At 60.4% G+C, this 26,607-nt stretch carries 27 protein-coding genes and 1 other RNA gene; 21 read left to right on the forward strand and 7 right to left on the reverse strand.

Features of this window, described 5'->3' with window-relative positions; genetic code table 11:
* Positions 1–30 precede the first annotated feature (30 nt).
* The 8 genes from L6963_RS06065 to ssrA all read left to right on the forward strand — a co-directional run bounded on the left by L6963_RS06065 (position 31) and on the right by ssrA (position 4,389).
* Positions 31–240: a hypothetical protein gene (locus L6963_RS06065; protein WP_237207155.1), complete on the forward strand. Its 210-nt coding sequence runs from the start codon at positions 31–33 to the stop codon at positions 238–240.
* A 9-nt stretch (positions 241–249) separates the two neighbouring features.
* Positions 250–636, forward strand: coding sequence for a TadE/TadG family type IV pilus assembly protein (locus tag L6963_RS06070; protein WP_237207154.1), 387 nt, complete (start codon positions 250–252; stop codon positions 634–636).
* Positions 617–1,075, forward strand: coding sequence for a hypothetical protein (locus L6963_RS06075; protein ID WP_237207153.1), 459 nt, complete (start codon positions 617–619; stop codon positions 1,073–1,075). The genes L6963_RS06070 and L6963_RS06075 overlap by 20 nt, the downstream gene beginning before the upstream one ends.
* A gap of 50 nt (positions 1,076–1,125) precedes the next feature.
* Positions 1,126–1,563: a pilus assembly protein TadG-related protein gene (locus L6963_RS06080; RefSeq protein ID WP_237207152.1), complete on the forward strand. Its 438-nt coding sequence runs from the start codon at positions 1,126–1,128 to the stop codon at positions 1,561–1,563.
* Positions 1,564–1,644: 81 nt separating this feature from the next.
* Positions 1,645–2,769, forward strand: coding sequence for a peptide chain release factor 2 (gene prfB / locus L6963_RS06085; protein WP_237205064.1), 1,125 nt, complete (start codon positions 1,645–1,647; stop codon positions 2,767–2,769).
* A complete protein-coding gene (gene smpB, locus L6963_RS06090; RefSeq protein ID WP_135012007.1) occupies positions 2,766–3,260 on the forward strand; it encodes an SsrA-binding protein SmpB in 495 nt (164 codons plus the stop codon). Before prfB ends, smpB begins: the two co-directional genes overlap by 4 nt.
* 21 nt (positions 3,261–3,281) lie before the next feature.
* Complete coding sequence (locus L6963_RS06095; protein WP_237205065.1) at positions 3,282–3,863, forward strand: DUF4190 domain-containing protein; 582 nt, start codon at positions 3,282–3,284, stop codon at positions 3,861–3,863.
* 150 nt (positions 3,864–4,013) lie between these two features.
* Positions 4,014–4,389, forward strand: a transfer-messenger RNA (tmRNA) gene (gene ssrA / locus L6963_RS06100).
* 64 nt (positions 4,390–4,453) lie between these two features.
* Here ssrA and L6963_RS06105 read toward each other — a convergent pair.
* Positions 4,454–5,830 (reverse strand): MFS transporter, encoded by a 1,377-nt coding sequence (locus tag L6963_RS06105; protein WP_237207151.1) that lies wholly within the window; start codon positions 5,828–5,830, stop codon positions 4,454–4,456.
* A 142-nt stretch (positions 5,831–5,972) separates the two neighbouring features.
* On the opposite strand from L6963_RS06105, the gene L6963_RS06110 reads away from it, so the two are divergent.
* The 6 genes from L6963_RS06110 to L6963_RS06135 all read left to right on the forward strand — a co-directional run bounded on the left by L6963_RS06110 (position 5,973) and on the right by L6963_RS06135 (position 13,054).
* Complete coding sequence (locus L6963_RS06110) at positions 5,973–7,178, forward strand: PucR family transcriptional regulator (protein WP_237207150.1); 1,206 nt, start codon at positions 5,973–5,975, stop codon at positions 7,176–7,178.
* Positions 7,179–7,200: 22 nt separating this feature from the next.
* Positions 7,201–7,476 (forward strand): hypothetical protein, encoded by a 276-nt coding sequence (locus tag L6963_RS06115; protein WP_237207149.1) that lies wholly within the window; start codon positions 7,201–7,203, stop codon positions 7,474–7,476.
* A gap of 158 nt (positions 7,477–7,634) precedes the next feature.
* The gene (locus L6963_RS06120; RefSeq protein ID WP_237207148.1) at positions 7,635–8,156 is read left to right on the forward strand and encodes a DUF4190 domain-containing protein; all 522 of its coding nucleotides are present in this window, start codon (positions 7,635–7,637) and stop codon (positions 8,154–8,156) included.
* Positions 8,157–8,295: 139 nt separating this feature from the next.
* Entirely contained in the window at positions 8,296–11,124 is a 2,829-nt protein-coding gene (locus L6963_RS06125) for a GNAT family N-acetyltransferase (RefSeq protein ID WP_336603538.1), read from the forward strand.
* Positions 11,125–11,196: 72 nt separating this feature from the next.
* A complete protein-coding gene (locus L6963_RS06130) occupies positions 11,197–11,820 on the forward strand; it encodes a DUF5998 family protein (RefSeq protein ID WP_237199753.1) in 624 nt (207 codons plus the stop codon).
* Between the two features lies 1 nt (position 11,821).
* Positions 11,822–13,054, forward strand: coding sequence for an alkaline phosphatase family protein (locus tag L6963_RS06135; protein WP_237207147.1), 1,233 nt, complete (start codon positions 11,822–11,824; stop codon positions 13,052–13,054).
* 33 nt (positions 13,055–13,087) lie between these two features.
* On the opposite strand, the gene L6963_RS06140 is transcribed toward L6963_RS06135, so the two are convergent.
* Entirely contained in the window at positions 13,088–14,095 is a 1,008-nt protein-coding gene (locus L6963_RS06140; protein ID WP_237207146.1) for a hypothetical protein, read from the reverse strand.
* A gap of 252 nt (positions 14,096–14,347) precedes the next feature.
* Positions 14,348–15,682 carry a septation protein SepH gene (sepH, locus tag L6963_RS06145; RefSeq protein WP_237207145.1) on the reverse strand — a complete coding sequence of 445 codons (1,335 nt, stop codon included), beginning with the start codon at positions 15,680–15,682 and terminating at the stop codon, positions 14,348–14,350.
* Positions 15,683–16,106: 424 nt separating this feature from the next.
* Between sepH and L6963_RS06150 the strand changes: the two genes are divergently transcribed.
* Complete coding sequence (locus L6963_RS06150; protein ID WP_083091691.1) at positions 16,107–16,406, forward strand: DUF4193 domain-containing protein; 300 nt, start codon at positions 16,107–16,109, stop codon at positions 16,404–16,406.
* Positions 16,407–16,517: 111 nt separating this feature from the next.
* Here L6963_RS06150 and L6963_RS06155 read toward each other — a convergent pair whose 3' ends face one another.
* Positions 16,518–16,985, reverse strand: coding sequence for a DUF3093 domain-containing protein (locus tag L6963_RS06155; RefSeq protein WP_237207144.1), 468 nt, complete (start codon positions 16,983–16,985; stop codon positions 16,518–16,520).
* A gap of 132 nt (positions 16,986–17,117) precedes the next feature.
* On the opposite strand from L6963_RS06155, the gene dut reads away from it, so the two are divergent.
* From dut to L6963_RS06170, 3 genes are read left to right on the forward strand one after another with little or no spacing between them, the layout of a single operon-like run.
* Positions 17,118–17,561, forward strand: a complete 444-nt coding sequence (dut, locus tag L6963_RS06160) for a dUTP diphosphatase (RefSeq protein WP_237207143.1) — start codon at positions 17,118–17,120, stop codon at positions 17,559–17,561.
* Positions 17,562–17,595: 34 nt separating this feature from the next.
* Positions 17,596–18,408: a DUF3710 domain-containing protein gene (locus L6963_RS06165; RefSeq protein ID WP_237207142.1), complete on the forward strand. Its 813-nt coding sequence runs from the start codon at positions 17,596–17,598 to the stop codon at positions 18,406–18,408.
* Between the two features lie 5 nt (positions 18,409–18,413).
* On the forward strand, positions 18,414–18,950 hold the full coding sequence (locus L6963_RS06170) for an asparaginase (protein WP_237207141.1): 537 nt from the start codon (positions 18,414–18,416) through the stop codon (positions 18,948–18,950).
* 81 nt (positions 18,951–19,031) lie between these two features.
* Here the strand turns inward: L6963_RS06170 and L6963_RS06175 are convergent, their stop codons facing one another.
* Positions 19,032–19,685: a potassium channel family protein gene (locus tag L6963_RS06175; protein ID WP_237185374.1), complete on the reverse strand. Its 654-nt coding sequence runs from the start codon at positions 19,683–19,685 to the stop codon at positions 19,032–19,034.
* Positions 19,676–20,368, reverse strand: coding sequence for a potassium channel family protein (locus L6963_RS06180; RefSeq protein WP_237199538.1), 693 nt, complete (start codon positions 20,366–20,368; stop codon positions 19,676–19,678). Before L6963_RS06180 ends, L6963_RS06175 begins: the two co-directional genes overlap by 10 nt.
* A 190-nt stretch (positions 20,369–20,558) precedes the next feature.
* Here L6963_RS06180 and L6963_RS06185 point away from each other — a divergent pair, with 190 nt between their 5' ends.
* Both L6963_RS06185 and L6963_RS06190 read left to right on the forward strand, forming a co-directional pair.
* Entirely contained in the window at positions 20,559–22,511 is a 1,953-nt protein-coding gene (locus L6963_RS06185) for an APC family permease (RefSeq protein ID WP_237207140.1), read from the forward strand.
* Positions 22,512–22,549: 38 nt separating this feature from the next.
* Positions 22,550–24,010, forward strand: a complete 1,461-nt coding sequence (locus tag L6963_RS06190) for a class I SAM-dependent RNA methyltransferase (protein WP_237207139.1) — start codon at positions 22,550–22,552, stop codon at positions 24,008–24,010.
* A 108-nt stretch (positions 24,011–24,118) separates the two neighbouring features.
* On the opposite strand, the gene L6963_RS06195 is transcribed toward L6963_RS06190, so the two are convergent.
* Positions 24,119–24,316 carry a DUF7455 domain-containing protein gene (locus L6963_RS06195; protein ID WP_135011882.1) on the reverse strand — a complete coding sequence of 66 codons (198 nt, stop codon included), beginning with the start codon at positions 24,314–24,316 and terminating at the stop codon, positions 24,119–24,121.
* 196 nt (positions 24,317–24,512) lie between these two features.
* Between L6963_RS06195 and L6963_RS06200 the strand changes: the two genes are divergently transcribed.
* Positions 24,513–26,606 (forward strand): DNA gyrase/topoisomerase IV subunit B, encoded by a 2,094-nt coding sequence (locus L6963_RS06200; protein ID WP_237207138.1) that lies wholly within the window; start codon positions 24,513–24,515, stop codon positions 26,604–26,606.
* Position 26,607: the final 1 nt, after the last annotated feature.

A 26,607-nucleotide genomic window follows, 5' to 3' on the forward strand; every position in this document is an offset into this window, starting at 1 on the left:
ACCCACCCACCCTATTCAAAGGAGAATCCTATGAAGAAGCTCATCACCGACACCTACCTCAAGGTCCTACTCGGTATTTTTGCTCCGCTGGCGAGCCAGGACGACCCTGAACGCGGGGACGTGCCTGGCTGGGTGATGATCACGATGATGTCGGCTATACTCGTGGCCGCTATCTTGGTGGTTGCCCAGGACGCTCTCGTCAATATGTTCAATAACGCAATGTCAATGATTAACCGCTAGGAGAATCTCGTGAGAGCAGCGCCCCCTGATGAGGAGAGAGGTAATGCAACGGCGGAGTTCGTGATGGTATCTGCCTTAGTTGTCTTACTTTTTCTAGGCGTTTTGCAGGTTGCCTTTGCCCTATTTACCCGTAACGTGCTGCAGGACGCGGCTTCTCAGGGGGCACGTTACGGAGCCATGCTTGACCGGGAACCTGCCGATGGGGAGGAACGGACGCGTGATTTGCTGTACTCAGTTCTTCCTGACCGGTATTCAACGACGATTAGTAGCTCCATCACCCAATGGCAGGGAGTAGAAGCTGTGCAGATTACCGTGACCGCCCCGGTTCCCCTGCTCGGGCCTTTTGGGGCAGCAGCCCAGTGGGAGGTGAGCGGGCATGCTGTGGTACAGCGATAAGTTCAGAGATGAAACTGTAGAAACGCGAAAAGCAGACCACCCTGAACAGGGCAGTGCCCTGGTTGAATTTATTGGTCTGGGTGCCCTACTGATGGTTCCAACAGTCTATTTTCTACTGTCAGTTTTTGCTATGCAATCGGCTGCTTTTGCGGCATCTAATGCCAGCTCTCATGCTTTACAGGTGATTCAGTTTCTGCCACCGGAGCAACGTAACCAATCTGCTGTTCAAACAGTTGCGGCGCTAACAGCTGGCGACTTTGGTCTAGACGCTAACACCGTTACCGCCACGTTGAGTTGCGAGGACGTCTGCGCTGCGGGGGAGCGGATGTCGGTGGACGTTACCGTCGAGGTCGGGTTGCCTCTGGTGCCCTGGCCAGGGGCACCGACTCTTGCCACTATGACCTCACAGGCTGTGAGTTGGGGAGGAGACTACTCATGACACAGATTAGACAGCCGCAGCTTCAGCGGAGACCGTGCCCTGATGCAACCGTGAGCGAGGCCGAGCGGGGCAGCGTCCTTCCACTCATCGTGGGGCTGTGCCTGGTGCTTCTGCTGGTTGCTTCCACCGTCGTTGGAGTAAGTTCCGTCTACCTAGAAAGACAGCGTCTCCAGGCTCTAGCCGACCAAGCAGCGACGTCTGCCGCTCAGCGCATTGAGGGCATCACAGCGGTAGGGGAGGCCCAGGCCCAGGTGACTCTCACTAGCGCCGGGGTGCAGGCGTCCGCTCACACCTTTCTGCAAGAAAGCGGCGCCGGTGCCGACTTTTCCCACCTCACCTTAAACCCCGCAACCGGGGCGTCGGGGAACAACACCGCGGTAATCACTCTCTCAGCTAGGGCCCACCCGCCCTTACTTTCCGTTGTGCTACCTGACGGCATCGATATCACCGTTACCGGCCGGGCGCGCGTCATCACCACCCAAGACTAGAACAGAAGTGCTCTGCCCCGTCAGCGCAAAACAGGGGCAAAACCGGGCGCTTACCATCGTTTTCAGCTAGGGTTAATAGTCATGGCTACTTTAGATTTTTCTGCCCAGATCAAAACCCTGCGCTCAACCTACGCCTCCATCGAAGAGGTCAGCGACGTTGAGCAGCTGCGCGCTACCATCGCAGAACTCTCTGAAGCAGCCGGCGCCCCCGATCTCTGGGACGACCCCGACGCCGCCCAAAAGGTCACCTCGCAGCTCTCCCACAAACAGGCCGAACTCGATAAGCTCGTTAAACTGAGTCAGGCTATCGACGACCTTGAGGTCATGGTAGAACTCGCCGACGAAGAGGGTGACGCCGACACCCTTGCCGAAGCAGAAACCGAACTGCACGCTATCGAAAAGCGCCTAGCAGAACTCGAAGTAATCACCCTGCTCTCGGGTGAGTACGATCAGCGCGACGCCGTCGTCACCATCCGAGCGGGAGCCGGTGGCGTGGATGCCGCCGACTTTGCCGAGATGCTTCTGCGCATGTACCTGCGCTGGGCCGAGAAAAACGGATTCGACACCACGGTGATGGATACCTCCTACGCCGAAGAAGCCGGTCTCAAATCAGCAACCTTTGAGGTCAAAGCCCCCTACGCTTTCGGGCGCCTGTCGATTGAAGCGGGAACCCATCGTCTGGTGCGCATCTCTCCCTTCAACAGCCAGGGCAAACGCATGACGTCCTTCGCCGCGGTGGAAGTCATCCCCCTCATCGAGCAGACCGACCACATCGAAATCCCCGAGTCTGAACTCAAGATCGATGTCTTCCGCTCATCTGGGCCCGGCGGTCAGTCCGTGAACACCACAGACTCCGCCGTCCGTATGACCCACATTCCCACCGGCATCGTGGTCTCCATGCAGAACGAAAAGTCCCAGCTACAAAACCGAGCCGCAGCACTGCGCGTCCTGCAATCCCGCCTCCTCCTGCTCCGCAAAGAGCAAGAGGACGCCAAAAAGAAGGAACTTGCCGGTGACGTCAAAGCCTCCTGGGGCGACCAGATGCGATCCTATGTGCTCAACCCCTACCAGATGGTCAAAGACCTACGAACCAACTATGAAGAGGGAAACCCCAGCGCCGTATTCGACGGTGCACTCGACGGTTTCATCGACGCCGGCGTGCGGTGGCGCGCGGCAGAACGACAGAAAAGAAAGAACGAAGAATAATCGTGGCTAAGAAAAAAGTAACGAAAGAAGACCCGAATAACCACACCATAGCGTCCAACCGCCGCGCTCGCCATAACTACAACATCGTAGAAACCTGGGAGGCAGGGCTGGTGCTTATGGGCACCGAGGTTAAATCCCTGCGCGATGGGGGAGCCTCAATTACTGACGGCTTCTGCCAGATGTACGGCAATGAGCTGTGGCTAGAGGGTATCCATATCGCTGAATATGGGCGCGGCTCCTGGACTAATCACGCTGCCCGTCGCCGCCGTAAACTGCTCATGCACCGCAGCGAAATTAACAAAATCGCTCAGAAGCTCAAGGAAAGCGGCTACACCGTCGTGCCTCTCAAGCTCTATTTCAGCAAGGGGCGAGCCAAGGTAGAAATTGCCCTGGCCACCGGTAAACGCGACTACGACAAGCGCCAGGCCCTGCGTGAGCGCCAGGACAACCTCGAAGCCCAGCGCGCTATGCGCTATAAGAACCTGGGATAAGAAACTACTCGAAGGAGAGAAATGACCACCGGAAACAACAAGGAAAACCCCTACGGCGATTACGTGCCCGGGCAGTACAGCTCAGGTGCTACAGAGCAGGGAAACGGGGACTATAGCCAGCAGGCTAACAGTGCTTCCTCACAGCCTAACTACACACAGCCCAACTACTCACAGCCTACCTACGGCCAAGCAGATTACAGCCAGCAGCCTGCCAGCTACCCGTCCTACGGGTATGACGCTTACGGCCAGCAGGTAGCCTCAGCACCTAAGGGCCTAGCCATTACGTCGCTGATTCTAGGTATCCTATCTTTCCTGGGCGGCTGGGTCATTCTAGGCGGTATTTTGGGTATCGTTGGCCTGGTGCTGGGCATTGTTGCCCTGCGCAAGACCAAGACCGGTGGCGGCGGCAAGGGTCTGGCTATCACCGGCATCGTATTTAGCTCCCTGGGCATTCTTATTTCCCTGGCAATGCTGGTGTTCTTCGGCTGGATTTTCTCAGCCTTCGGTGAGTGCATGGCCTACTCTCAGGACGAGGTTCTCATGGAACAGTGCATTAACCAGCAGCTGGGCCTTGACGTCACAGATTCAAGCAGCAACGTCTAATCAACCTGCCAGCTGGCTCTTTACAGCATGGAGAGCCAGCTGGTAGACTGGTACATCCGAGCTAATTGGGCCGGTGTCTTTCACCGATGAGTTGCGACTCGAAAGAGCACTGGAAAACGCTTAGCTTGGCGTTCTTTGATAAAAGAATATGGGGATGATCGGTTTCGACGATGTGAGTTGAGATGGATGAAGCGTGCCGAGGACGCAGGGTTATCTCGTTAACGCCCTCTGCAAAAAAATAAGTGCAGTATCTAAGCGCACTGACTTCGCACTCGCTGCCTAATAATCCCAGCGATGCAGTCTGGTAGCCTGAGCTTGCCTTTGGCTCAGCCCCTACCATCAGTTTAAAAGGCCACTGCTGCCCGTCCTTGTCGTAGGGCCGGGTGGGACTTTTATACGGCTAGGTTAGGCCTTGTAAGTGTTTGCGCAAGCAAGGTAGCCGAAAACACCGCTTTCACAAACTGCGCACGGAGAAGACCCGTTGACGCCACATCGGACCGGGGTTCGATTCCCCGCATCTCCACAGTATTGAGGCCCTCCGCCCGGATAATCCGGGCGGAGGGCCTTTTCTGTGTCTCCGCGAGTTGGCGTTACTTCTTAGGCTCTACCGTGGGGATAGATGAAGTAGCAACCTTCTCCATGAGGTCAGCATCGGCATCACGTACCCGCTGATAGTTTTTCTGAGTGGTAAACGCTGCGGCAAGGAACGAGAGAACCGCGCACCCGATGAAGAAGTACATGGGCGAGGTGATATCGCCGGTGGTATTCACCAGGTAGGTTGCGATAAAGGGCGCTGAGCCACCGAAGACCGCAACGGGAATGTTGTAGCCCATAGAAATGCCGGTGGCGCGAATGGACGTGGGAATCAGGTCGCTCATCACCGCGTAGGGGGTTGAAGAGTAGAGGCCAAAGAACACGCAAATCACCATAAAGGGCAGGAAGATTTCGGACGGGGTTGAGCCCGGGGCCGTGGTGAAGTACCAGTAGAGTGCGGGTATGGTGAGCGCAGAGGTTGCCATGAGGAACCAGCGCCGGCCGAATACATCGGTAATCAGGCCACCCAGGGGCATGAGGGAGGCTGCCGTTAGACCGCCGATGGTGATGAACCAGAAACGGGTGTTAGCTGAGAATCCTAGATCCTTGACGAAGTAGGTGGAGGAGTAGGTCAAAATAAGGTAGAACATGCTTGCCAGCAGGGCGATAGAGCCTGCGACCAGGGTGATGTTGAGTTTCCACTGGAAGGTGGCGCGGATGGGGCGCTTCTCCTGATGGCCGGATTCTGAAATCGCCTCAAACTGGGCGGTATCTTCTAGGCGGGAGCGGATGAAAGCTGCGATGAGGCCGAGCGGGCCTGCAATGATGAAGGGAATGCGCCAGCCGTATTCCTGCATGGCAGCATCGCCCAGGATTGAGGCAAGGCCGTTGGCTACGATGGAGCCTAAGATAAGGCCTGAGACTGCGATGGTCATGAGCAGAGAGGTAGCTAGGCCGCGACGTTCGGGACCGCCGTATTCGGCGACGTAGGAGGTGACGGTGCCGATTTCACCGCCCGCAGAGAGCCCCTGAAGGCAGCGTGCCAGAATCAGTAGAGCTGGGGCTACAAAACCGATGGTTTCGTAGGTGGGGAGCAGGCCAATCATGAAGGTAGAGCCCGACATGAGGAACATGACCAGGGCCATGGTGTTTTTGCGTCCGATGCGGTCACCGAGCGGGCCGAAGACGAAGCCACCGAGGGGCCTCATAAAGAAGGAAAGCGCAAAGGTTGCGAAGGAGGCGAGCAGGGCTACGGCCGGTGTGTTGGCTGAGAAGAAAGCAGCGCCTACGTAGATGGCGACGAAGCCGTAGACACCGTAGTCGTACCATTCGATGAGGTGCCCGGCGACAGCCCCGATAAAGGCTTTACGCTTTTGCTTTGTGGTACGTACAGGCTGCATCACCTTTTCTGCTTTGAAGATAGCTTCTGTCATCTTGGGTTCCCTTGGTGTTGTTTGTGCGGACGCCCCCGGTGCGGTAGGCGTTCCACTAACAGTAATAATGTGATTTACATCATGGCAATGTAGGTTTTTTCATTACATGTTGTGCTTGTGTGTAATTTCCTACAATGGTGATATGAGTGAGATACCTTACATTAGGCTGGATGTATTGCTGCAGTCTTTAGCGGTGGAAAAGGACGCCCTGGTGGTGGGGGCGGTTGGTGCTGTTGTTGATGAGCTTCCTGAGTATCGTGCTGTGCCCCGCGAGGAGCTAGTTGAGAGCGTAGCCGGTGTTTTTGATGCGGCTATAGCCTGCTTGGGTAGTTCTGCTTCTGTTGACGAGGTGTTGGGTGAGGGGGCGGGGAGCCTTTATGCGGTTGCTCCGCGCCGAAAATTGCAGGGGGTTTCTTTGGCTTCAGTCTTGAGGGCGCACCGTTTGGCTCTATCTGCAACCCAGAGTAGGTTGGCGCAAATGGCGGATGATTCTGGCTTGCCTCTTGAGGAGCGGTTGCGGGCGATGGGTGTGATCTGGGAAGTGGGTGAGTGGTTTATGGTTCAGGTTGCTCGTGACTATGAGCCTGCGCAGCTTGCCGAATCTGAGCGACGAGGGGTTGAAAAGCGAGATTTCTTGACTCGTCTTTTCCAGGGGTCTTTGAGCGCTGCGGAACAGCAGGTTCGCTCGAGTGGTTTGGGGTTACCTGGCGATCAAGAGTATCAGGTGGTTTTGGGGCGCGGGTTTGCGCCATGTGATTGGGTATCTGGGATTGAAGGAGCTTTTTCGTCGTTGCATGCGCCGGCTCTTGCTGATGACGTTGAGGGAGGTCTGGTGGGTGTGGTTCCGGTGCTGGAGAGTGTGGACGCTGCCACCTCCCGAGCGGGTGGCTGGCAGGAGCTTCGCGGTGGAGTTTTTGCTCTTGGGCGTCCTGTTCACATGGGTAATCTGGCGGCATCGCTGGAAGAAGCGCGAATCGTCTTGGCTTCGTTAGAACCGGGCAGCGTAGGTTGCTTTGATGTGCGTAGCCGGGGCTGGCGCCTAGCGGTTGCGTGTGCTCCCTGGCTGGGGGATGTTGTAGAACAAGGGTTGTTGGTGCCTCTGCGGGAGAATCGTGGCGGCGGTGAAGCCCTGCTGATGTATGTGTGGGCGTTTTTGGAGCATGGCCGTAGTTATCGTGATGCTGCCCAGGCTCTCTATATCCACGAGAATACTTTGCGGAATAAGGTCGCGAAATTTGAGCAGATCACCGGCTGTAGGTTGAATGACATTGATGTCTGTATCGAACTAATGTGGCTGCGGCACGATATGGCCCTGAAAGGTGCTCTTAGTGTAGGTGATTCAGTCTGAAGCATTTCTTGAGAGGGCTACCATGTCATGCCTTGCCGGGCTTGTATCGATTCTTGCCGCCATCGTCATGCTGATTGGAGGTGCCACCGTGTGGGTTGCAGCGAGCAACCAGCTCGCAGAAGAACTTCAGACCCGCCGCAACCTGGTGATGGACGCTTCTTTCTTGCGCGCTTCTCTCTTCACCTCGGTTGTTTCCTTTGGTGTATCAGCCCTGGTCATGGGACTGGGAGTTGTGCTTGGTTTTATCGGTGCCGCTCTGCTCAAAATTGCTCCGAAAAAGGTAGCTGTTACCGCCTAGTTCTCTGAGTAGCAGCAAGTCCCAGCCCCGTTTCTTCGCCTCTATGCGGTGAGTAGAAGCGGGACTGTTGCCTAGATTACGAGGTGACGGTGCTGGTAAGCTGACCATAGGATAAGGCCCAGTAGCGGGCCAATGGTTTTAGGAAGAAAGAGGACGCCGTGAGCACCCAGCCCCCCGCATACCCCCAGTCGCAAGCACCCGCGGGCACAGGCGTCCTTCTGCCTCCTGCGCTGGACTGCGAAACCCTCGGCGAACCTACCCAGTACCGGGTGCCTGATGCCCACCGTCGGCCCTATGGGGCAATGGTGCGTGACAAGCGAGGCCGTGGCTACTACCAGGCTGTCATGGCTCTATCGGTGGGCGTGGCGAGCTGGCTTGTAGTGCTCATGGCGGGCGTTTTTGCCCTGCTAGCTCTCATTCCTGCGGTGGCAGCTATCGTGCTGGGTATCAAAGCCTTACACGCTCGCAAGCGTAACCCGCGCACCCGCTTTCATGGGCAGACAGCCGGTATGGCCTGGGGCGGTATTGCCCTGGGCATTCTCTGCATCCCGGTGGCGGTCTTCTTTTACTTCATGGCGAGCTGGTTCCTGAACGGGGCCGAAACCGCAAACTGCGAAATCACCCACGCCGGGGACGAAGAAGCTATCGCGCGCTGCATCGAGAGCAACACCAGCTACTAAAAATGAGTGGGAATCTGCAGCGACTCTTATTCTTCCACAAGTCATCGAGAGGGCCCATCGCAACCATAGGGCTGTGAGCTCCACCTCAATCGCGTTATGATGGGGGAAAGCGCCCCCCCAGCACGCCCAGGAGCACCCCGTGACTGAATCAGAAGCACCCGCAGGCCGCTACGAGCAGGACGGCCAGGCCCCGCGTTTCACCCCGGCTGACCCAGCCCACCCCACAACCGACGAAATCCCCTTCATCTACCCGGCCCACTGGGAGGCGGACGTCGTCCTGCGCGACGGAGCCACCGCCAACCTGCGCCCCGTCGTCCCCACCGACCGGGCAGCCCTCGAAAAAATGTACGCGGGCCAGTCTGAACGCACTATCTACCTGCGTTTCTTCACCCACAAGCCCACCCTGAGCGACAAAGAACTAACCCGGTTCACCACGGTGGACCACAATAACCGGGTCGCCTTCGTCATCATGCTGGGCGATGAAATGATCGGCATCGGCCGCTACGACCGCACCCACAACCCCAACGAGGCTGAAGTAGCCTTCATGATTTCCGATGCCCACCAGGGCCGCGGCATCGGTTCGATTCTGCTAGAACACCTTGCAGCCGCGGCGAATGAGCGGGGTATCGACAGGTTTAGCGCCGAAGTGCTGCCCCAGAACCGGAAAATGCTCAATGTCTTTACCGATGCAGGTTACGAAATCTCCCGGGAATTCGAAGATGGCCTGGTCATGGTCTATTTCAACATCGACCCCACCGACCGCTCCCGCGGCGTGATGGAAGCCCGTGAACACCGCGCTGAAGCCAAATCTATCGCCGAGCTCCTTGCCCCCGACACCGTTGCCGTGATCGGTACAGCACCCCGCTGGGAAGCCAACGGCCACAAGGTCATTAAAACCCTGGTGGCAGGCGGATTCACCGGCACCCTCTACGGAGTTAACGAGGATCAGCTACCTGCCGGTGAGGTGCCCATTTACCCCAGCATCGGTGAAGTACCGGCCCGTGTAGATTTAGCTATTATCGCCGTCCCCATCGCCGAGGTAGCCGCAGCCGTAGAAGCCTGCGGCGAGGCGGGCGTCCGCGGCGTCCTCATCTACACCTCCGGCTACGCGGACGACGGGGCCCGCGGCCGCGCCCGCCAAAAAGCCCTGGTGAAATCAGCCCGTAGCCACGGTATGCGCGTCATCGGCCCTGCCTCCTTCGGCCTGCTGAACAATAACCCTGGCGTCCGCCTTGACGCCACTATCAGCGCCCAGGACCCCAAGCCTGGCGCCCTGGGTCTCTTTAGCCAGTCCTCAGCTATTGGCGCCATGTTCTCTAACACCGCCGTCAAGCGCAATATCGGTGTATCGTCCCTGGTTTCAGCGGGCAACCGCGCAGATGTGTCGGGTAACGACATCATGCAGTACTGGGAAGATGACGAAGCAACCCGCGTCTGCGCCCTCTACCTTGAATCTATCGGCAACCCCCGAAAGTTCTCCCGTATCGCCCGCAGGCTTTCCCGCGTCAAGCCCGTGCTCGTGGCCAAGAACGCTGTGACCGGCCAGCAGCTCCCTCCCGGGCATTCGGGGCGAACCTCCATCGCCCCCACCGAAGCCCTGGACGCCATGTTCAAGCAGGCCGGAGTTATCAGCGCCGAAACCTTCGACCAGGTGCTTGACGTTGCCCAGGTGCTGGTCTCCCAGCCCCTTCCCGCTGGGCGGCGTGTGGCTATCCTCTCCAACGCCTCAGCCCTGGGGCAGATTATCGCCGATAAATCTGAGGGCCTGAACATTGATGTGCGGGTGACTGAGTCCATGCTGAGGCTTACCGACGACGGCATCGACGGGCTAGAGGTGCTTGAAGATGTGGCAACCAGCGCCCTCGAAGCATCAGATATTGATGCTGCCATTGGCGTCTTTCTCACCGGCGACTCTATCGACCCCAAGGATGTTGCCCGCGTGCTCTACCGAGCAGGGCAAAAGACGGGTAAACCTGTAGTGGCCTCCTTCCCCGGCACCCTGAGTTTCGACGCAGCCCTTCGCGGAATCTGGGAAGACCCGGATGAGCGGACGCCCGCCCCGGCAGAGGGGGACACAGCGGGGGAGAGCGCCCCCATCCTGCAAGAAGGGCTGCCCTGCTTTGAGTCCCCGGGGGCTTCTATCCTGGCCCTGGCAAGCGTCATGGACTATGTGGAGTGGCGCGAGAAAGAAACCGGGGTTCTGGCTACTCCCGAGAACGTCAGCCCCAAGGCTGCGGCCGCTGACATTGCCCAGCACCTGACCCAGGTGAGCGGCGAGAACCTGCTCGATGTACCGGCTTCTGCCACCGAAGAACTCCTTGCCCACTATGGCATTAGCCTGCTGCCCGAGTACGGTTTTGACACCGCAGAAGAAGCGGTTGAGGCCGCTGCCCGGGCAGGCGGCTACCCGGTCGTTTTGAAAACCACAGACGACTTCCTGCGCCACCGCATAGATCTGGGCGGTGTGCGCCTGGGCATTGAAAGCGACGCCGAACTCATCAGCGAAATAGCCCAGATGCACCGCGTGCTTGAACCCTACGGCAGGTTCGACCTCACCGTGCAGAAACAGGCCCCGGCCGGCCAAACAGCGGTACTCACCGGCATCGAAGACCCCCTGATTGGCCCCGTGGTCTCCTTCGGCATGGCTGGGGATGCCACCAGTCTGTTGGAAGACTGGGCCCACCGCATCCCACCGCTGACCGAACGAGATGTCTACAAGATGGTGCGCTCGCCTAAGGCAGCAGCCAAGCTCTTTGCCGACGGCGACCTGCCCCAGGTGCGGGTTGACCTGCTCGAAGACCTCTGCGCCCGGGTAGCCCTGATGAAGGACAACCACCCCGAGATTGCCTACCTTGAGCTCAACCCCGTCCTGCTCTCACAAGAGACCCTCACGGTGGTGGGCGCCAAGATACGCCTGGGCAACCCCCAGCAGCGCACCGATTCTGCCCGCCGAACCATGAGCAGCTAAGTGTAACCTGGCCATGACCTAAGATGGAGGGTAGACCTACCGGCCATATCTACCCTAGAAAGAGACGAGACGATGAACCTCAGCGCAGCCGAAGCCCTCACCAGGGATATTCAGCAGGCAGGCTTTTACCCCGAGCTCGTCCTCGATACGGTCGATGAAGCCCTGGCGGGGCTGGTGCCTACCTCGCACCTGGTTCAGGTAGAGACCCACTTTGACCAGAACGAGGTGCACCGCCACATTACGGTGCTGGTGCTGGCCGGTCAGATGCTCCTGGTTGCCCACCTGGATGACCAGAACCTCGACGAAAGCGGCCAGCAGGTGCTCGCCCACGTGTCGGTTGAGACCCTGCACGTGAGCCGTATTCGAACCCTGACCATCAGTTACACCTACCCACAACCCCAGCACTACCGGGCCGGTAGCCCCGTTTCAGAAGTCTCAATGCTGATTGCCTGGACGGGCTCCCAGCGCCTTGACGTACAACCGGCAGACTGCCCCGACCCCGCTTGCGACGCCGACCACGGCTACACCGGCATGGGCCCCCGGGAAGACATGCTCCTGCGCGTGAGCGCCCCGGCCGACGGGGAAGAGGCTACCGCCCAGGCCCGGAGCTTCGCCCGCGCTCTGCGCTCTGCCCATATGGCAGCTATGAACCAGGTTGCCGCCCCAGCAGGCGGCCCCGCGCAGGCAGGAGCCTAAGATGAGCGTCCTAACCGATTACTGCGGTAACGCCCTACCCACCGAACCCGGCTATGGCGGTAACAACCTAGCTGACCTCTTCGAATCCTGCGGCACCCTGGTCGCCCAGGGATCTATCACCCCCGACCCGCACCCCCTGCACGGGGCAGGACGTCACGACCTGCTCGGCCTGGCAGACCGCCTGCGCGCCGCCGGGGTTGACCCTACCCGCTACCGCAGCGTCTGCCTGGTCATGGTCGACGGTCTGGGGCAGAGCCTGCTGAATGCCTACGGCTCCTATGCCCCCTTCCTGAAGAAGGCCACCCAGCTCGGCCCGATTCACTCGGCCGTCCCCTCAACCACGGTGGCTTCACTCAGTAGCCTGGGCACAGCAACCCCACCGGGCTACCACGGCATGGCCGGGTACGAGGTGAAAAACCCGGCGACAGGAACCGTGATGAACCAGCTGTCGGGCTGGGACAAAGCCGTTGACCCCCACCAGTGGCAGCCCCACCCCACGGTCTTTGAGCGCTACCAAAACCATCTGGATGTAGCGACAGTATCGCTGAGCAAGTACGCGGGCACCGGTTTGAGCGAAGCGGGTCTGCGGGGCGGACGCTTCGTACACGCAGCCGGGTATGCCGCCCGCACCACCCTAGCTGCTAGCCTGCTGAACTCCCGTAAGCCGTCCCTGGTCTACCTCTACTGGGGGGAAATTGACCAGGCCGGGCACAAGTTTGGTACCCGGTCCGACCAGTGGCTAGAGCAGCTTGAAGAGCTGAACCTCGCGCTGAAGTCGCTGGCTCGCAGACTGCCCCCGCACGTGTTACTACTGGTGACGGCGGATCACGGCATGGTCGATATCGCCCCTGAGAATCGCATTGATTACTCGGCCGATACGGCTCTGCTGGATAATATTGAGCTGACGGCGGGTGAACCCCGCATGGTGCAGCTCTACCTAAAGGACGCCAGTACTTCTGCTCGCCAGGACGCCCTGGGCCGGTGGGCTGAGGCATGGGGAGAACAGGCCTGGGTCTTTGACTCAGAAGATCTGTTCGATGCCGGTTATTTTGGTCAGCCGATAACCGACGAGGCCCGCCGCCGTATCGGCGATATTATCGTGGCTGCCCGCGAACCTATCGCCCTCTACGACATGCGGCACTACAAGCCCCACGCCCTGCAGATGGTGGGTCAGCACGGATCGCTCACACTTGAGGAAACACAGGTGCCCCTGTTGATGCTACCCACCGGCTAGAACCGGTGCGGACGCCCGCCCCGCCGCGCGCGGCTAGGGGCCGGTAGTTGCCGCTAGGGTGGGGTCTACGCTACTGCCGTCCGCAGCCGGAGCGCTAGATAGGCTCGCTGCGCTAGCAGTATCGGTAGCGGCAGTTTCAACGGAACGGTCCGGTTCTTCGGCAGGTGCAGCGTCATCAGGAGCTACAACTTCGCCCGGATCAGTAGCCACCTCAGTCGGCTCCAGAACCAGGGTTTCTTCTGCTACCGGCGTCTCTTCTACGGGAGCCGGTTCGGTAGCTTCAATGACTGTCTCAGCTGCTGTAGGCTCAGCGGCCTGCTCAACTATAGGAGCTTCTTCGGTCGGCGCGTAAAGAACACTGCCGGGGGCGACCGGCTCTTCGGTACCGCCGTCTTGTTCCGTGACAGTCGGTGCCTTGGTGTTAAAACTAGGAACGGGTGCCGCCGTTGAACTTTCTGCAGCCGCTGAGCTGGTCTCTGCTACCGTGGGTGTCGGGGTCGCCTCTACCGTGGTTTGTTGAGAGCTTTCGTCGTTGAGGGGTAGTAAGAAAGCGGCGACTAGGGTGATAGCGGCTGCCGTGAGTACCGCGGAACCGATAAAAAAGACCTTTGACCCGGTCTTGCGTTCTTCCTGCTCCTCTTCCGCATGATGGGGGTTCAGCTGATCACGTTCAGCTGCTGCGGCCGCCGCTGCGGCAAGAGCCGCCTGCCTGCGGGCCTCTTCTGCCCGTTCAGCTTCTTTAGCTGCGGCCTTTTCGGCAGCCCTGTCTGCCCGTCGCTCTTCCCGGGTGAGTTTCTCAACGACGTCGCCGTTGCGCATGAGGCCAAAGGCCAGAGAGTCGTCGTCCGTATCTACAACAGTACGGGTGCTCCCGTTATCTTCAGTCACGTACTCGTAACCGTTAGCTAGCGGCATAGCTTCGGTTGCATCATCGGTAGCGCCCTCGGCAGCGGGGGAAGGGAAAGCTTCTGTGGTGTCGTCGGCGGTGGTGGGCTTCTGGTCTTTAGAATCTGGTGACTGGTGGGAACGGGGCGTGGTCACGGTTTCCTTATCAAGTATTTATAAGCCCTTTACCCGTCTGCGAAAGGGGCGCGACATGGGCTGGTGCGGTGAAAATAAGAGAGATTACTGTATCTAGTGTACGCGCTGAAAGCTTGCCGGTGCTGTGGTGCCTCTAACGAAAATGTTGGCGGTGCGGGGCAATCCCTTCAGCTTCTCGTTAGACGGTAAGGCCCCGCGTTCTACCTAGACAGGCGGACGCGGGGCCATAACCTACACCGGATAACGGTGGCTCTATCGGCGCTGGTTGCCGAAGATGATGTCATCCCAGCTCGGTACGCTCGTGCGCTTGGCCCGGCTCGACTTGGGCTGCTGGGTCTTAGGCTCTTCTGCCTGCTCGGCCTGAGCCTCAGGGGTATCTTCTACAGCTTCGGTGAGGGGAGCATCAGCATTCTGGGCGTCGTTTTCACTCTTAGACTCCACAGCGACGGGCGAGCCCTCAGCTCCCTGGACCTGCTCATCAGGCAGGGCGCCCTGAGCAGTTGAAGTCTCGGCGGGCAGGGGGGCTTCTTTAAGAGCTGCCGGAGATTCGGCACCCATCTCGCTAGCCTCCTCAGGCACCTGCTGCTCTACGGTATTTTCACTAGCGGTATTTTCGCTAGCGACTGTCTGCGGCTGGGCTGTTTCGTCGACTACCGACGCAACAGGTTCTTCGGCTTCAGGGGCAGGTTCGGCCTGCACCTCGGCCGCGGGGGCAGGACGAGAGCTGCGGCGGGCACGTTCGAGTAGGTCGGCCAGTTTGCGCTCGCTGGCGGGGTCAAAGGAGCGGACGCCGCGGCGAGCGGTGAGCTCGTCGAGCAGCTCGTTCTGTTCCTTCTGCTCGGGAACGCTCACGCGGGTCAAACGGGGTTCAGCGACCTGAACACCAACGGGGGCGGGGGCTGCCTGTTCAGAGGCTTCCTCCGCAGAGTCCTCCTGATGAGCTGCAGCCTGTTTAGTCGGGCCCGGAATGGGAGCATCGTGGGAGTGGTCGCGGCCCATGAGGAAGTAGGCAGCTTCATTGGACGCGTAGATGCTCTGGTTGGCAGGGTTGAAGTTCCATCGGGCAGGGAACATGACGCCGCGCGGTAGGTTGGCCTGGGCGTCCTCGCCTAGCTCTACATCGACAGACACGGTCCACTGGCCAGATTCCTGCTGCCAGGTGCTCCATTCCATGGGGGCTTGGGCGAAGCCGAAGCGCTCAGATACGGCTTCGATGTGCTGGTTGAGGCTTTGTGCCGCTCCGCCCTGGCCGGGGGCGGGGGAGATGACCACGGTGCGGGCTGTCTGGATGATGTTGGCGCGTTCAGCGACGATGGGCCACTCGTAGCGGCGCACGCGCTCCGGCTCCCACCCTGACTCTGCGGCAATCTCTTCAACCGTTGCGCCCTGGCGGAAACGGGTCTGGATGTCGCGGGGGCCAAAGGTGCCGCTAGCGCTTCCCCCGCGCAGGGGGCTGATACGGCGGGCGCGGGCAATGCTCTGCCGTAGGTTCTGGTCGATGGGCAAGAGGTAGGTTGCGCCGTCAGATGATTCGAGGACAAGGTTTTCACCGTCGTCGTGAATGCCAGCAAGTCGCAGTTCTCGCACTGCTCGGTCTCCTTAGATGGGGCCGGGCACCACCTCAACAGAGAGGGGTGCTCACTTCAATCTTTACACTTACTTGAAAGACTACCGGCTCAAGCTGTGCTTGAAAGCTAAAGTAGCTGGGGACGGGAGAGAAGTTTTGGAAAAACCCGGTTTTTCAAGGGTTTTTCGCTCAAGTTCAGCAAGAGCTTGAAATATTTTTCTGCTCCCGTATCAGCCCTGTCTGAGCCATTGTGACTCGCTGAGAGAGAACATGAAGTTTCCACTTGCATTATCGGGGGCAATGGTGAACAATTCTACCCGTCACCTCAACACAGTCGTAGACCCTGACGAGCGCAGAGTTGGTCGACACCAAGACCGAGGTGCAGGTACCCCAGACCAGACAGAGGGGGTATCTACCCTTCGCACACTTAATACGGAGAAAACCATGGCAACCGATTACGATGCACCTCGCAAGCAGGATGAAGAGAGCAAGGACCAGTCCTTTGAGGAGCTGCGTTCACGCCCCTCAGAAATGCAGTCAGGTGCAGTGGATGAGGACGAAAACGCAGCGGCCGAAAGTTTTGAGCTGCCCGGTGCTGACCTCTCCAATGAAGAGCTGAACGTTGTGGTGCTCCCTGCACAGGACGACGAGTTCACCTGTGCTTCTTGCTTCCTAGTGCGTCATCGTTCCCAGATTGCCCGCGAAGAGGGCGACCTCAAGTTCTGCATCGAGTGCGAGAGCTAAAGACTAAGAAACTTCAAAAGTAAGAGGGCGGGCCCGCGTTATACAACGCGGGCCCGCCCTCGTATCGCCTAGAGACTTAGGTCTGCCAGGTACTAACAGTCTTTGGGTGTCTTAGTCTTCTTTGGGCAGCCCCTCATTCAGGATGGCGGCAATTTTTTCGGGGTGGCGGGAGGACGCAATCCAGTAGGGAGTGGGGTCTGCCGGGTCAGTAATCTGAACACGAATGACCGAGGTAATCCACCCGCGGAAACACATGTAGGCACGGCCATCGAGGGCCGGGCCGGTAGCGAGGCGGGCCTCTTCACCTCGGAAGGCGTAGGCTCGACCAACATAGTCACGTTCGATACGGGCCCTGCCAAAACGCACGGTGGTCTCGGTAATTTCGATGGTGGGGGAGCTGCCGTAGAGTATTCCGCCGACCAGAAGGAACATCACGATACCGGCAATAATGCCAGCGGTGATATTAATCGGTGCGCCGACAAGGAAAGAGGCTAGGCCAACACCCAGGCAGCCTATCCACAGGCCGATTCCGGGGGCCAGACGTTCACGGTACAGCACGGTGGGGGCGGTAGCAGGCATAGCTTCCTTCGACGAGGGACAAATTGTGAAGTATGAGCCGGGGCAAACCCGGCGCACAGGTTCTAGTCTAAGGGGTTTTGGCGCCCGATGTGGGCGGCACCGGAGAGCTTAAGCCGGTACAGTAAAGGGGTGATGAACCAGATTAAGATTGATATCAAGATGCTCGATGAGGGAATTGAGCCCCCTGCCTACGCCCAGCCCGGGGATGCCGGTGCTGATTTGCGCTCGCGCGTGGACCTCACCCTGCAACCGGGTGAGCGGGCCCTGGTGCCGACCGGTGTGGCGATCGCCCTGCCTGAGGGCTATGTGGGTCTGGTGCACCCCCGTTCGGGTCTGGCTGCTAAGCACGGCATTACGATTGTGAACGCACCGGGCACAGTTGATTCCGGGTATCGGGGCGAGCTCATGGTCTGCCTGCTCAATACCGACCGAGAGCAGGCTTTTGAGATTCAGCGCGGTGACCGCATTGCGCAGCTGGTTATTCAGCGGTTTGAGTCGGCTACTTTTAATGTGGTGGAGAGTTTGAGCGAAACTGAGCGTGGAACTGCCGGGTTTGGTTCAACGGGCGTACAGTAAGAGCAGTAGATAGGCGAGGGCCGAAGGAGGCACTATGTTTGGTTTTGGTAAGAAAAAGAAGGACGCGGACGCCGCAGCTGAGTCTGAGCAGGGCAAGCTAGCGGCAGCTGTAGAGAGCGACGAGAAAGAAGCTGCCACTGACGATGCGCCTGCGGAGGCTCCCCAGGGCGGCACCCAGCAGCCTGCGGCGTCCTTCGTGGAATTTACCCGTGATAACGGCCCCTTTGACATCACCGAGCAGCGTACTGGCTCTAGCTACATCGATCTGGGCGGCCTGATGGTTAAGAGCAACCCGGGGCTGAACCTGCGCCTTGAGGCTGACCAGAAGACCCAGCAGGTTATCGCGGTGACCCTGCAGCTGGGCGAGGGCACCCTGCAGGTGCAGGCTTTTGCGGCTCCTAAGAGCCGCGGTATCTGGGATGAGATCCGTAAGGAACTGTCTGAGAGCGTGCGCCGCCAGGGTGGCCAGGTTGATATCAATGACGGCCCCTTCGGGCGTCAGCTGATCTCCCGCGTACCCGCTGAACTCCCCGACGGACGCAAGGGCTTCCGTATTGCCCGCTTTGTGGGTGTGGACGGGCCCCGCTGGTTCGTCCGCGGTGTCTTCTCGGGCAAGGCCGTGCTACCCGGTGAGAGCGCTACCGCCCTTGAAGAGGTCTTCCGCACCATCGTGGTCAACCGTGGCTCTGACCCCATGCCCCCGCGCGATCTTTTGCCCATGCGCGTACCCCAGAACATTCAGGACGCCGCAGCCGCCCAGGCCGCTGCCGCAGCGGCTGCCCAGGCTGAGAAGAAGCCCACCGTTGAGGTGCCCCGCCGCGGCCCCGAAATCACTGAAATTGGCTAGCGCCCATGCCTGAGACTGAGTCTCCCTTTACCCAGCAGCGGGCTGCCGGGCCGGTGACCCGCCTGGAAGAGTACCCCGAGCGTTTTCGCGCCAGGGCCGCCGGGCGGGTGACCCGCGTGCATATGTCGCATGTGGGGGCTAATCCCCGGTTCGAGGTGACCTTGCTGGTCGATAAGTCTAAGCCCCTGCCTCCGGCGAAGACCCACCCCATGACGGGTATGCCCATTGCAGAGACCGGTGAAGATCTTGATGACACCACCGATGTGAGCACCACCGAAGACACCTCAACCGGCCAGTTTTCTGTGCTGGATGAGGAGACCGGCTTCACCACCCGGTTTAGCGTCAACAGGCCGGCTCCCCGGGTGCTCTACCCGGAGTTCCCGCCCCTGAGCCCAGGTACGGTGCTGACCCTGATTTGGCAGGGCCAGCGTCAGGTGCCGGGAATAGAGGCAGGCGGCTATCTTCGGGTCTCGGGCATGCTGAGCACCCGCGAGAAGCCCCTCATGTACAACCCTCGCTACGAGATTGTTCCGGCCCTCTAGTAGCAGTAACAAGGACGCCAGCCCCACCTTCGGCGAAGAAGGTGGGGCCGGCGTCCTTTTTGCTGATAAGCAGGAAGAGGGCTAGCTAAAGAGGGCGCGGATGTCGTCCTCACCGGTGGGGGTGGTGATGAAGAAGAGCTCGTCGCCGCCCTCAATCACGTCGTCGCCGCTCGGGGTAATCGGTACCCCGTCGCGCAGAATAGCGGTAAGGGTGGTCTCGTAGGGCCACTGAACGTTATCGACGGTGTGGCCAATAATCGGGTGGTCGGTAGGCACGGTGTACTCGACCAGGGTGGCGCTGCCGGTCTTGAGGGTCAGCAGGCGCACGACGTCGCCCACCTCAACGGCCTCTTCCACCAGGGCGGTCATGAGGCGCGGGGTAGAAACCGCAACGTCCACGCCCCAGGAGTCGTCGAAGAGCCACTCATTTTTGGGGTTGTTCACGCGGGCCACGGTGCGGGGCACCCCGAACTCGCTGCGGGCCAGCAGCGATACCACCAGGTTGGTTTTATCGTCGCCCGAGGCTGCCACAATGACGTCCGCGTTCTCGGGCTTGGCCTGACGCAGAACGGACAGCTCGCAGGCGTCCCCAATCACCCAGTGGGCGTGCTGAATGTCGCTGCGGGAAATCGCCTCGGGCTTGATGTCGATAATGGTGACCGTGTGGCCGTGAGAAAGCAGCTCGCGGGCGCTTGATGAGCCCACCGAACCAGCGCCGATGATGATTACTTCCATTCCAGATCCCCCTCAGCGTTGCGTGCCGGGGGAGCACCCAGCACCCTGGCAATGTCGTTGATGTCTTCGGTGCGCATCATGGCGTGCACCGTATCGCCCTGCTGGTAGGAGGTTTCCTTGGTGGGGAGCATGCCCTCCCCAAACCGGGTCAGGTAGGCCACGCGAACACCCGCTGCCTGTTCAATCTCGGTGAGGGCGTGACCGGCCCAATCCTCATGCAGCTGGAGCTCGCCCAGCATCAGACGGCCCGAAGCTTCACGGAAGTCACCGGCCATGGCCTGCTCCGGCAAAATTCGGCGCAGCACCTGATCGGTGGACCAGCGCACTGCCGCTACCGTCGGAATACCAAGACGCTGGTAGAACTCGGCCCGGTTGGGGTCGTAGATACGGGCCACCACGTGCTGCACCCCAAAGGTCTCACGGGCCACACGGGAGGCAATAATGTTGGAGTTATCGCCAGAAGACACCGCGGCAAAAGCGTAGGCGTGCTCAATACCGGCCCGCTTGAGGGTCTCGCGGTCAAAGCCCACACCGGTCACCTTCTTACCCGCAAAATCCTTGCGCAACCTGCGGAAAGACCGGTCATCCTGATCGATCACAGCAACCGAATGACCCGCATCTTCTAGGGTATGGGCCAGCATAACGCCCACACGACCAGCACCCATAATCACAAAATGGGGCACTTAGCACCTCACGAAACCACGACGGAAACAAACATAAACCCCGCACAGCAGGGTTGCCTCTAGTCTACGCCCGGCGGCCCCACCACCCAACCGGCGCGCCATAGCCGCGCGGGGGGGCGTCCTGACCCACGAGCAAAATGTGGTGTGTATAGCTGTGTTTTCCCGGCTCTACCGACTACGGTTAGAGCCTGTGAGAAATATTAGGAGCGCGGCCACCCGCCTGATTTTTGGTGCCCCCGTCACCAGCAGGCACGCCAAGAAGGGCAACCTGCCCAAACGCCGTGCCCTACCCCTCTTCGGGGCGGACGGGTTCTCGTCGGTTGCCTATGCCCCCGACGAAATTCTGCTGACCCTGCTCCTGGCCGGCCACGGTGCCTTAGCCTACTCGCCCCTGGTGGGGCTGGGTATTGCCCTGATTCTGCTGGTTGTGGTGGGTGCCTACCGCTATAACATCCAGCATGTGGGGGAGCACGGCGATTTCGCCCTGGTGCACCAGAACCTGGGGATAACCGCCGCTATCGTGCTGGGCGCTGCCCTGATGGTTGACTTTATGCTCACGGTTGCGGTGTCGCTGTCTTCTGCTGCCCAGTACCTTGAATCGATTACCCCGGTACTGCTGGGGCATCAGCGGCTGATTGCCTGTTCCCTCATTGCTCTGGTGACCTTTATCTGTCTGCGCGGCCTCAAGGTGATGCTGCGGGTGTCGCACCTTCCCTCCTACGTCTTTTTGGTGCTGCTTGCAGTAACCGTGGCCTGCGGTCTCATTGCGGACGCCACCGGGCAGCTCGGGCGCGCAGTATCGGCTGAGTACACGGTGGTGGTACCCGACGGTGCTGCCGAGGTGCTGACCACCCAGCTCGGTGTTGGCCTGCTGTTGGTGAGGGCTTTTGCCTCGGGTTCTGTGGCGCTGACCGGGGTAAACACCGTCAGTAACGCCGTGAAGGCCTTTGCGCCGCCGCGTCAGCGCAACGCTGCCACCAGCCTGATGGTGATTGGCGGCCTGTCTGCCCTGTCCCTGCTGGGGGTGCTCTACCTGGCCCGGCAAACCGGGGTGGTCAGCGTCCTTGACCCAGCTCAGGGGCTACTGATTAACGGGCAGCCCGCGGGCGAAGACTTCCACCAGGTACCCGCTCTACTCCAAATCACCGACACTATCTTCGGCATCCCCCTGGCCAGCGTCCTGCTGGGTGCAGCCACCATCGGCGTGCTCATCGTGGCGGCCATGACGGCCTTCACCGGCTTCCCCATGCTAGCGACCACCATCGCCGCAAAACAGTACCTACCGGTGCACCTCTCAGCGCGCAGCTCCACCGCGCTCTACGCCAATGGTGTGCTGGCCCTGGGCTCCAGCTCTATGCTGCTGGTCGCTATCGTCGGGCCCAACGTGCATGCCCTGGTACAGATGTATATCGTGGGCGTCTTTACCGCCATGACCCTCACCCAGTACGCGGTGCTTCGCAACCGCTGGCGGGCCCAGCGCATCACCCTCGACACAAAAAAACGCCGCACCCTCTGGCGCGATATCGGTATCAGCGGCATCGGTACCGGCGCCTCGGTTACCGTACTCGTGGTCATTATTCTTACCAAGTTCACCCACGGTGCCTGGTTCACCGTACTCCTCATACTTTTTCTGACCTGGCTCATGATAAAAACCAACAAACACTACAGCAGTATCGACCGGCAGCTAGCCCTCTCAGCCGACCCCGACCAACTGGCCGCAGACCGGGCACTGCCGTCCCGCGTCCACGCCCTCATCTACGTTGAGCGGGTACGTAAACCCGTGCTCCGGGCCCTCGCCTACGCACGGGCCTCCCGCCCCTCGTCCATCGAAGCTCTCGTCGTGAACGTAGACGAAGCCCGTACCCGCGAAAACATCGACACCTGGGAAGCCCTCGAACTGCCCGTCGACCTGACCGTGCTCGACTCGCCCTACCGCAACCCCGCCGCCAGCGTGCTCGAATACGTGCAGCAGATGCGCCAAAAATCCCCCCGCGACGTGCTCGTGGTCTACCTACCCGAATACGTGGTCTCCTACTGGTGGCAGGGCATCTTCCACCGCCGCACCGTGCACAAACTCAAAGCCCGCCTGCGCCACGAACCGGGCGTCGTTGTAGCCTCCGTGCCCTGGCAAATCGAACGATAAACTAAAACCCACCGAGCCACCCTCAAAGCGAGAAACACATGTCTACCACCCCCACCACACCCGAACCCGCTATCGGTGACCTCCTAGAACTCACCCCCGAGCGTCCGGCCCACGGCGGCGCCCTCGTCGCTAGAGCGGGTGACCGCGTCATCTTCGTCCGCCACGGAGTCGTGGGGGAGACCGCCACCGCCCGCATCACCGGCCGCGGCCCCAAAGGCCGCTTCTTCTTCGCAGACGTCGTCTCCGTAGAGACCCCCGCACCGCAGCGCCGCCCCCACCCCTGGGCACCGGCGGACGCGCTCGCGTCCGCTCACCCCCTCGGCGGCATGGAATACGGCCACCTGGACCTAGCGACTCAGCGGGCCTACAAGCAGCAGATCGTGAAGGAACAGCTGGTGCGCCTGGGCGGGGTACCTGAACATCACCCGCTGCTGGCTTCACTGCCCGTTCACGCCCTGCCCGGCGATGACCGGGGGCTGCACTGGCGCACCCGTGTGCATTTTGCGGTGGAGCGCGAAAGCCAGCAGATTGCCATGTTCCCGCACTCAAGCTCAACCCCCGTGCCCGTCACCGGCTTTCCCCTGGCCGATGAGCGCATTGAGGCCCTCGAACTGCACCGGCTCAAACTGACCGGTATCACCCGGGTCGATGTGGCTGTAGCCGCCACCGATATGCTGGCGGTGGTCTTTACCGTGTCATCGCGGACTACGCCCGCTGAGGTCGCCGAAGGCATCGAAGAGCAGGCCCGGGCCCTGTGGGGGCCGCTGGAAGAGCGCATGATTACCCTGGTCTTCACCCCCGAGAAAAAGGGCGGACGTCGCCGCGGCACCAAACCCGCTGACGTCATCGCCGGTGCCGCCAACCCCAACCTGCTGGAGACCGCCACCGTCTACGCCCAGGACTTCTACTGGAACGTGGCCGCTACCGGCTTCTGGCAGATTCACCGGGCTGCTCCCGAGGTGCTGGGTAACGCCGTGCTTGAGGCCGCCCGCCTGAAAAAGGGGATGACGGTCTACGACCTCTACGCAGGTGCTGGCTTCTTCACCGCCCTGGCCGCTGACGCGGTGGGGGACAGGGGCACGGTGCTGTCCGTTGAGGGATCCCCGTTGACCAGCGGCAACGCCTCCGAGAACTTTGGCGACGAAGGCCCATCACGTACCCACAGGTCTGAGCGGACGCGCGTGCGCGTGGAACGCGGGGACGTCGCCCGGGTGCTTGAGAAGATCAGCGGTGAGGTGGCCGAGGGGCGCTACGCCGCCCCTGACGTGGTGATTTGCGACCCGTCCCGTGAGGGCGCAGGCCGTACCGTGATGGAGCAGGTATCTGACCTGAACCCCTCCACCCTGGTTTATGTTGCCTGTGACCCGGCAGCCCTGGGGCGCGACACCGGCTATCTGCGCGCAGCGGGCTGGCGACTTGTACGCGTTGAAGCCTTCGACATGTACCCCAACACCCACCACGTGGAAGCGGTGGCGGTGTTTAGCCGGTACGGGGCCTAGCGGTTCCCAGAAAAGACCATTTAAATCAGAAAAACCCACCTAGTTGGTGGGTTTTTCTGATTTAGGTGGTACCTACCCGGCGGGGCGGGCGGGACAGGGGAGCAGACGTTAGCTCAGGCGGTCAGTCTGGTCGTCCCACTCGGCCGCTACAGCGCGCAGGGCCTCTTCCTTGGCACGAGCATGGTGGCCGCAGAAGAGCAGGTCGAGACCTGACTCCATCACCACACGCACATAGGCCTGGGCGCCGCAGGCATCGCAACGGTCAGCAGCAGTCAGTTCGCGGCGGGTCTCAAGAGTTGCACTCACGATAGGCTCCTTTCAAAAGCTTTCTTCCTCACCCTCCATACAACCACCGACCGGGCCGCCCCGCACGTCCTTTCGCCCACAGCGCTAAACCCGCCCTCCCCGCCTGCCGCGGGCGTCCGCGCCGCCAAAGACCCACCAAACCGAACACGTGTACTACACTAGATAGGCACCCCGTCCATACCTGCAGGAGAGTTTCGTGGCAGCAAACAACTACACCGCCCGCAACCTATCGGTGCTCGAAGGCCTCGAAGCCGTGCGCAAGCGCCCCGGCATGTACATCGGCTCCACCGACTCGCGCGGCCTCATGCACTGCCTCTGGGAAATCATCGACAACTCGGTCGATGAAGCCCTGGCAGGGTTTGGCCAGTCCATCCAGGTGATTCTCTACAAGGACGGCTCAGTTGAGGTGCAGGACGACGGCCGCGGCGTACCCACCGACATTGAACCCCGCACCGGCCTCTCCGGCGTTGAAGTGGTCTACACCAAGCTGCACGCCGGCGGTAAGTTCGGCGGTGGCTCTTACAACGCTTCGGGCGGTCTACACGGTGTGGGTGCCTCGGTTGTTAACGCCCTGTCCTCCCGCCTGGACGTGCAGGTAGATCGCGGCGGCAAGACCTACCAGATGAGCTTCCGCCACGGTGTTCCCGGCATCTTTGATGATGCCCGCACCCCCAAGCCCGATGCCCCCTTCACCGCCTCCTCGGACGCCCTGCAGGTAGTTGGTAAAGCCAAGCGCGGGGTGACCGGAACCCGCGTGCGCTACTGGGCTGACCCCATGATTTTCACCCCGGACGCCCGGTTCAGCTACGAGAACCTGGCAGCCCGAGCCCGCCAGACCGCCTTCCTCATTCCCGGCCTGCGCATTGCCGTGCGCGACGAACGCCGCCTGCCCGGAACTCTCGGCGAATTCGAGACTGTTGAGGAGGTCTTCCAGCACGACGGCGGCATCTCCGAGTTCGTGGACTACCTGGCTCATGACCAGGCGGTGACCGACATCTGGCGCTTCACCGGCACCGACACCTTCACCGAGACCGTCCCTGTGCTCGATGCCGATGGCCACTCCCAGCTCACAGAAGTTGAGCGCGAGTGCGAGGTGGATGTTGCCCTGCGCTGGGGTACCGGCTATGAAACCAAGCTGCGTACCTTCGTCAATATCATTTCCACTCCCAAGGGCGGTACCCACCAGACCGGCTTTGAACAGGGCCTGCTCAAGACCTTCCGCAAGCACATTGCCGATAATGCGCGTAAGTTCAAGGCGGGCACCGACAAAATTGAAAAGGACGACGTACTGGCGGGGCTGACCGCCGTGCTCACCGTGCGTCTGGCCGAGCCCCAGTTTGAGGGCCAGACCAAGGAGATTCTGGGTACCCCGGCGGTGCGCCAGATTGTCTCCAAGGTGGTTGCCAAGCAGCTGGCGGCCAAGCTGAACTCCACCGCCCGGGGCGAGAAGACCCAGGCAGCGGCTGTGTCTGAAAAGGTGGTCGCCGAGATGAAGTCGCGTATTTCGGCGCGAGTTCACAAGGAAACCCAGCGCCGCAAGAACGCCCTGGAAACCTCATCCATGCCCACCAAGCTGGTTGACTGCCGCTCCACTGACGTGGAGAAGTCCGAACTCTTCATCGTGGAGGGTGACTCAGCGCTGGGCACCGCCCGCCTGGCGCGTTCATCGACCTATCAGGCCCTTCTGCCCATTCGCGGCAAAATCTTGAACGTCCAGAAGGCCTCGCTGACCGACATGCTGGCGAATGCCGAGTGTGCCGCCATTATTCAGGTCATTGGCGCCGGTTCTGGCCGCACCTTTGATCTAGAGCAGAAGCGCTACAACAAGATCATCATGATGACGGACGCGGACGTGGACGGCGCCCACATCCGCACCCTGCTGCTGACCCTCTTCTACCGCTACATGCGTCCGCTGGTTGAGGCAGGCCACGTGTACGCCGCCGTACCGCCCCTGCATCGGGTTGAGGTGGTCAACCGGGGTAAGGCTAATGAGATGGTGTACACCTATTCTGAGAAGGAGCTGCACGAGCTCTTGGATAGGCTGGAAGCTGAGGGTAAGAGCTATAAGGAGCCAATCCAGCGCTACAAGGGTCTGGGTGAGATGGACGCTGACCAGCTAGCGGAAACCACCATGGACCCCCGGCACCGTATGCTCCGCCGGGTGCGAGTGGAGGACGCAGAGGCTGCTGAGCGGGCCTTTACCCTCTTGATGGGCTCAGAAGTGGCACCGCGTAAGGACTTCATCATTCGCGGTGCGACTAAGCTCGACCACACAGCTATCGACGCCTAAG

Source organism: Rothia nasimurium (genome assembly GCF_928392795.1).
In the GTDB taxonomy this organism is placed as follows: Bacteria; Actinomycetota; Actinomycetes; order Actinomycetales; family Micrococcaceae; genus Rothia; species Rothia nasimurium_F.

What these genes read in the sequence shown, in the direction of transcription:
- L6963_RS06075 (WP_237207153.1), top strand. Translation starts at nt 617, where the DNA reads ATGCTGTGGTACAGCGATAAGTTCAGAGATGAAACTGTAGAAACGCGA.
- L6963_RS06130 (WP_237199753.1), top strand. Translation starts at nt 11,197, where the DNA reads ATGAACCTCAGCGCAGCCGAAGCCCTCACCAGGGATATTCAGCAGGCA.
- L6963_RS06190 (WP_237207139.1), top strand. Translation starts at nt 22,550, where the DNA reads ATGTCTACCACCCCCACCACACCCGAACCCGCTATCGGTGACCTCCTA.
- L6963_RS06110 (WP_237207150.1), top strand. Translation starts at nt 5,973, where the DNA reads ATGAGTGAGATACCTTACATTAGGCTGGATGTATTGCTGCAGTCTTTA.
- L6963_RS06155 (WP_237207144.1), bottom strand. Translation starts at nt 16,985, where the DNA reads ATGCCTGCTACCGCCCCCACCGTGCTGTACCGTGAACGTCTGGCCCCC.
- L6963_RS06165 (WP_237207142.1), top strand. Translation starts at nt 17,596, where the DNA reads ATGTTTGGTTTTGGTAAGAAAAAGAAGGACGCGGACGCCGCAGCTGAG.
- L6963_RS06170 (WP_237207141.1), top strand. Translation starts at nt 18,414, where the DNA reads ATGCCTGAGACTGAGTCTCCCTTTACCCAGCAGCGGGCTGCCGGGCCG.
- L6963_RS06095 (WP_237205065.1), top strand. Translation starts at nt 3,282, where the DNA reads ATGACCACCGGAAACAACAAGGAAAACCCCTACGGCGATTACGTGCCC.
- L6963_RS06065 (WP_237207155.1), top strand. Translation starts at nt 31, where the DNA reads ATGAAGAAGCTCATCACCGACACCTACCTCAAGGTCCTACTCGGTATT.
- L6963_RS06135 (WP_237207147.1), top strand. Translation starts at nt 11,822, where the DNA reads ATGAGCGTCCTAACCGATTACTGCGGTAACGCCCTACCCACCGAACCC.
- dut (WP_237207143.1), top strand. Translation starts at nt 17,118, where the DNA reads ATGAACCAGATTAAGATTGATATCAAGATGCTCGATGAGGGAATTGAG.
- L6963_RS06150 (WP_083091691.1), top strand. Translation starts at nt 16,107, where the DNA reads ATGGCAACCGATTACGATGCACCTCGCAAGCAGGATGAAGAGAGCAAG.
- L6963_RS06175 (WP_237185374.1), bottom strand. Translation starts at nt 19,685, where the DNA reads ATGGAAGTAATCATCATCGGCGCTGGTTCGGTGGGCTCATCAAGCGCC.
- L6963_RS06105 (WP_237207151.1), bottom strand. Translation starts at nt 5,830, where the DNA reads ATGACAGAAGCTATCTTCAAAGCAGAAAAGGTGATGCAGCCTGTACGT.
- L6963_RS06115 (WP_237207149.1), top strand. Translation starts at nt 7,201, where the DNA reads ATGTCATGCCTTGCCGGGCTTGTATCGATTCTTGCCGCCATCGTCATG.
- prfB (WP_237205064.1), top strand. Translation starts at nt 1,645, where the DNA reads ATGGCTACTTTAGATTTTTCTGCCCAGATCAAAACCCTGCGCTCAACC.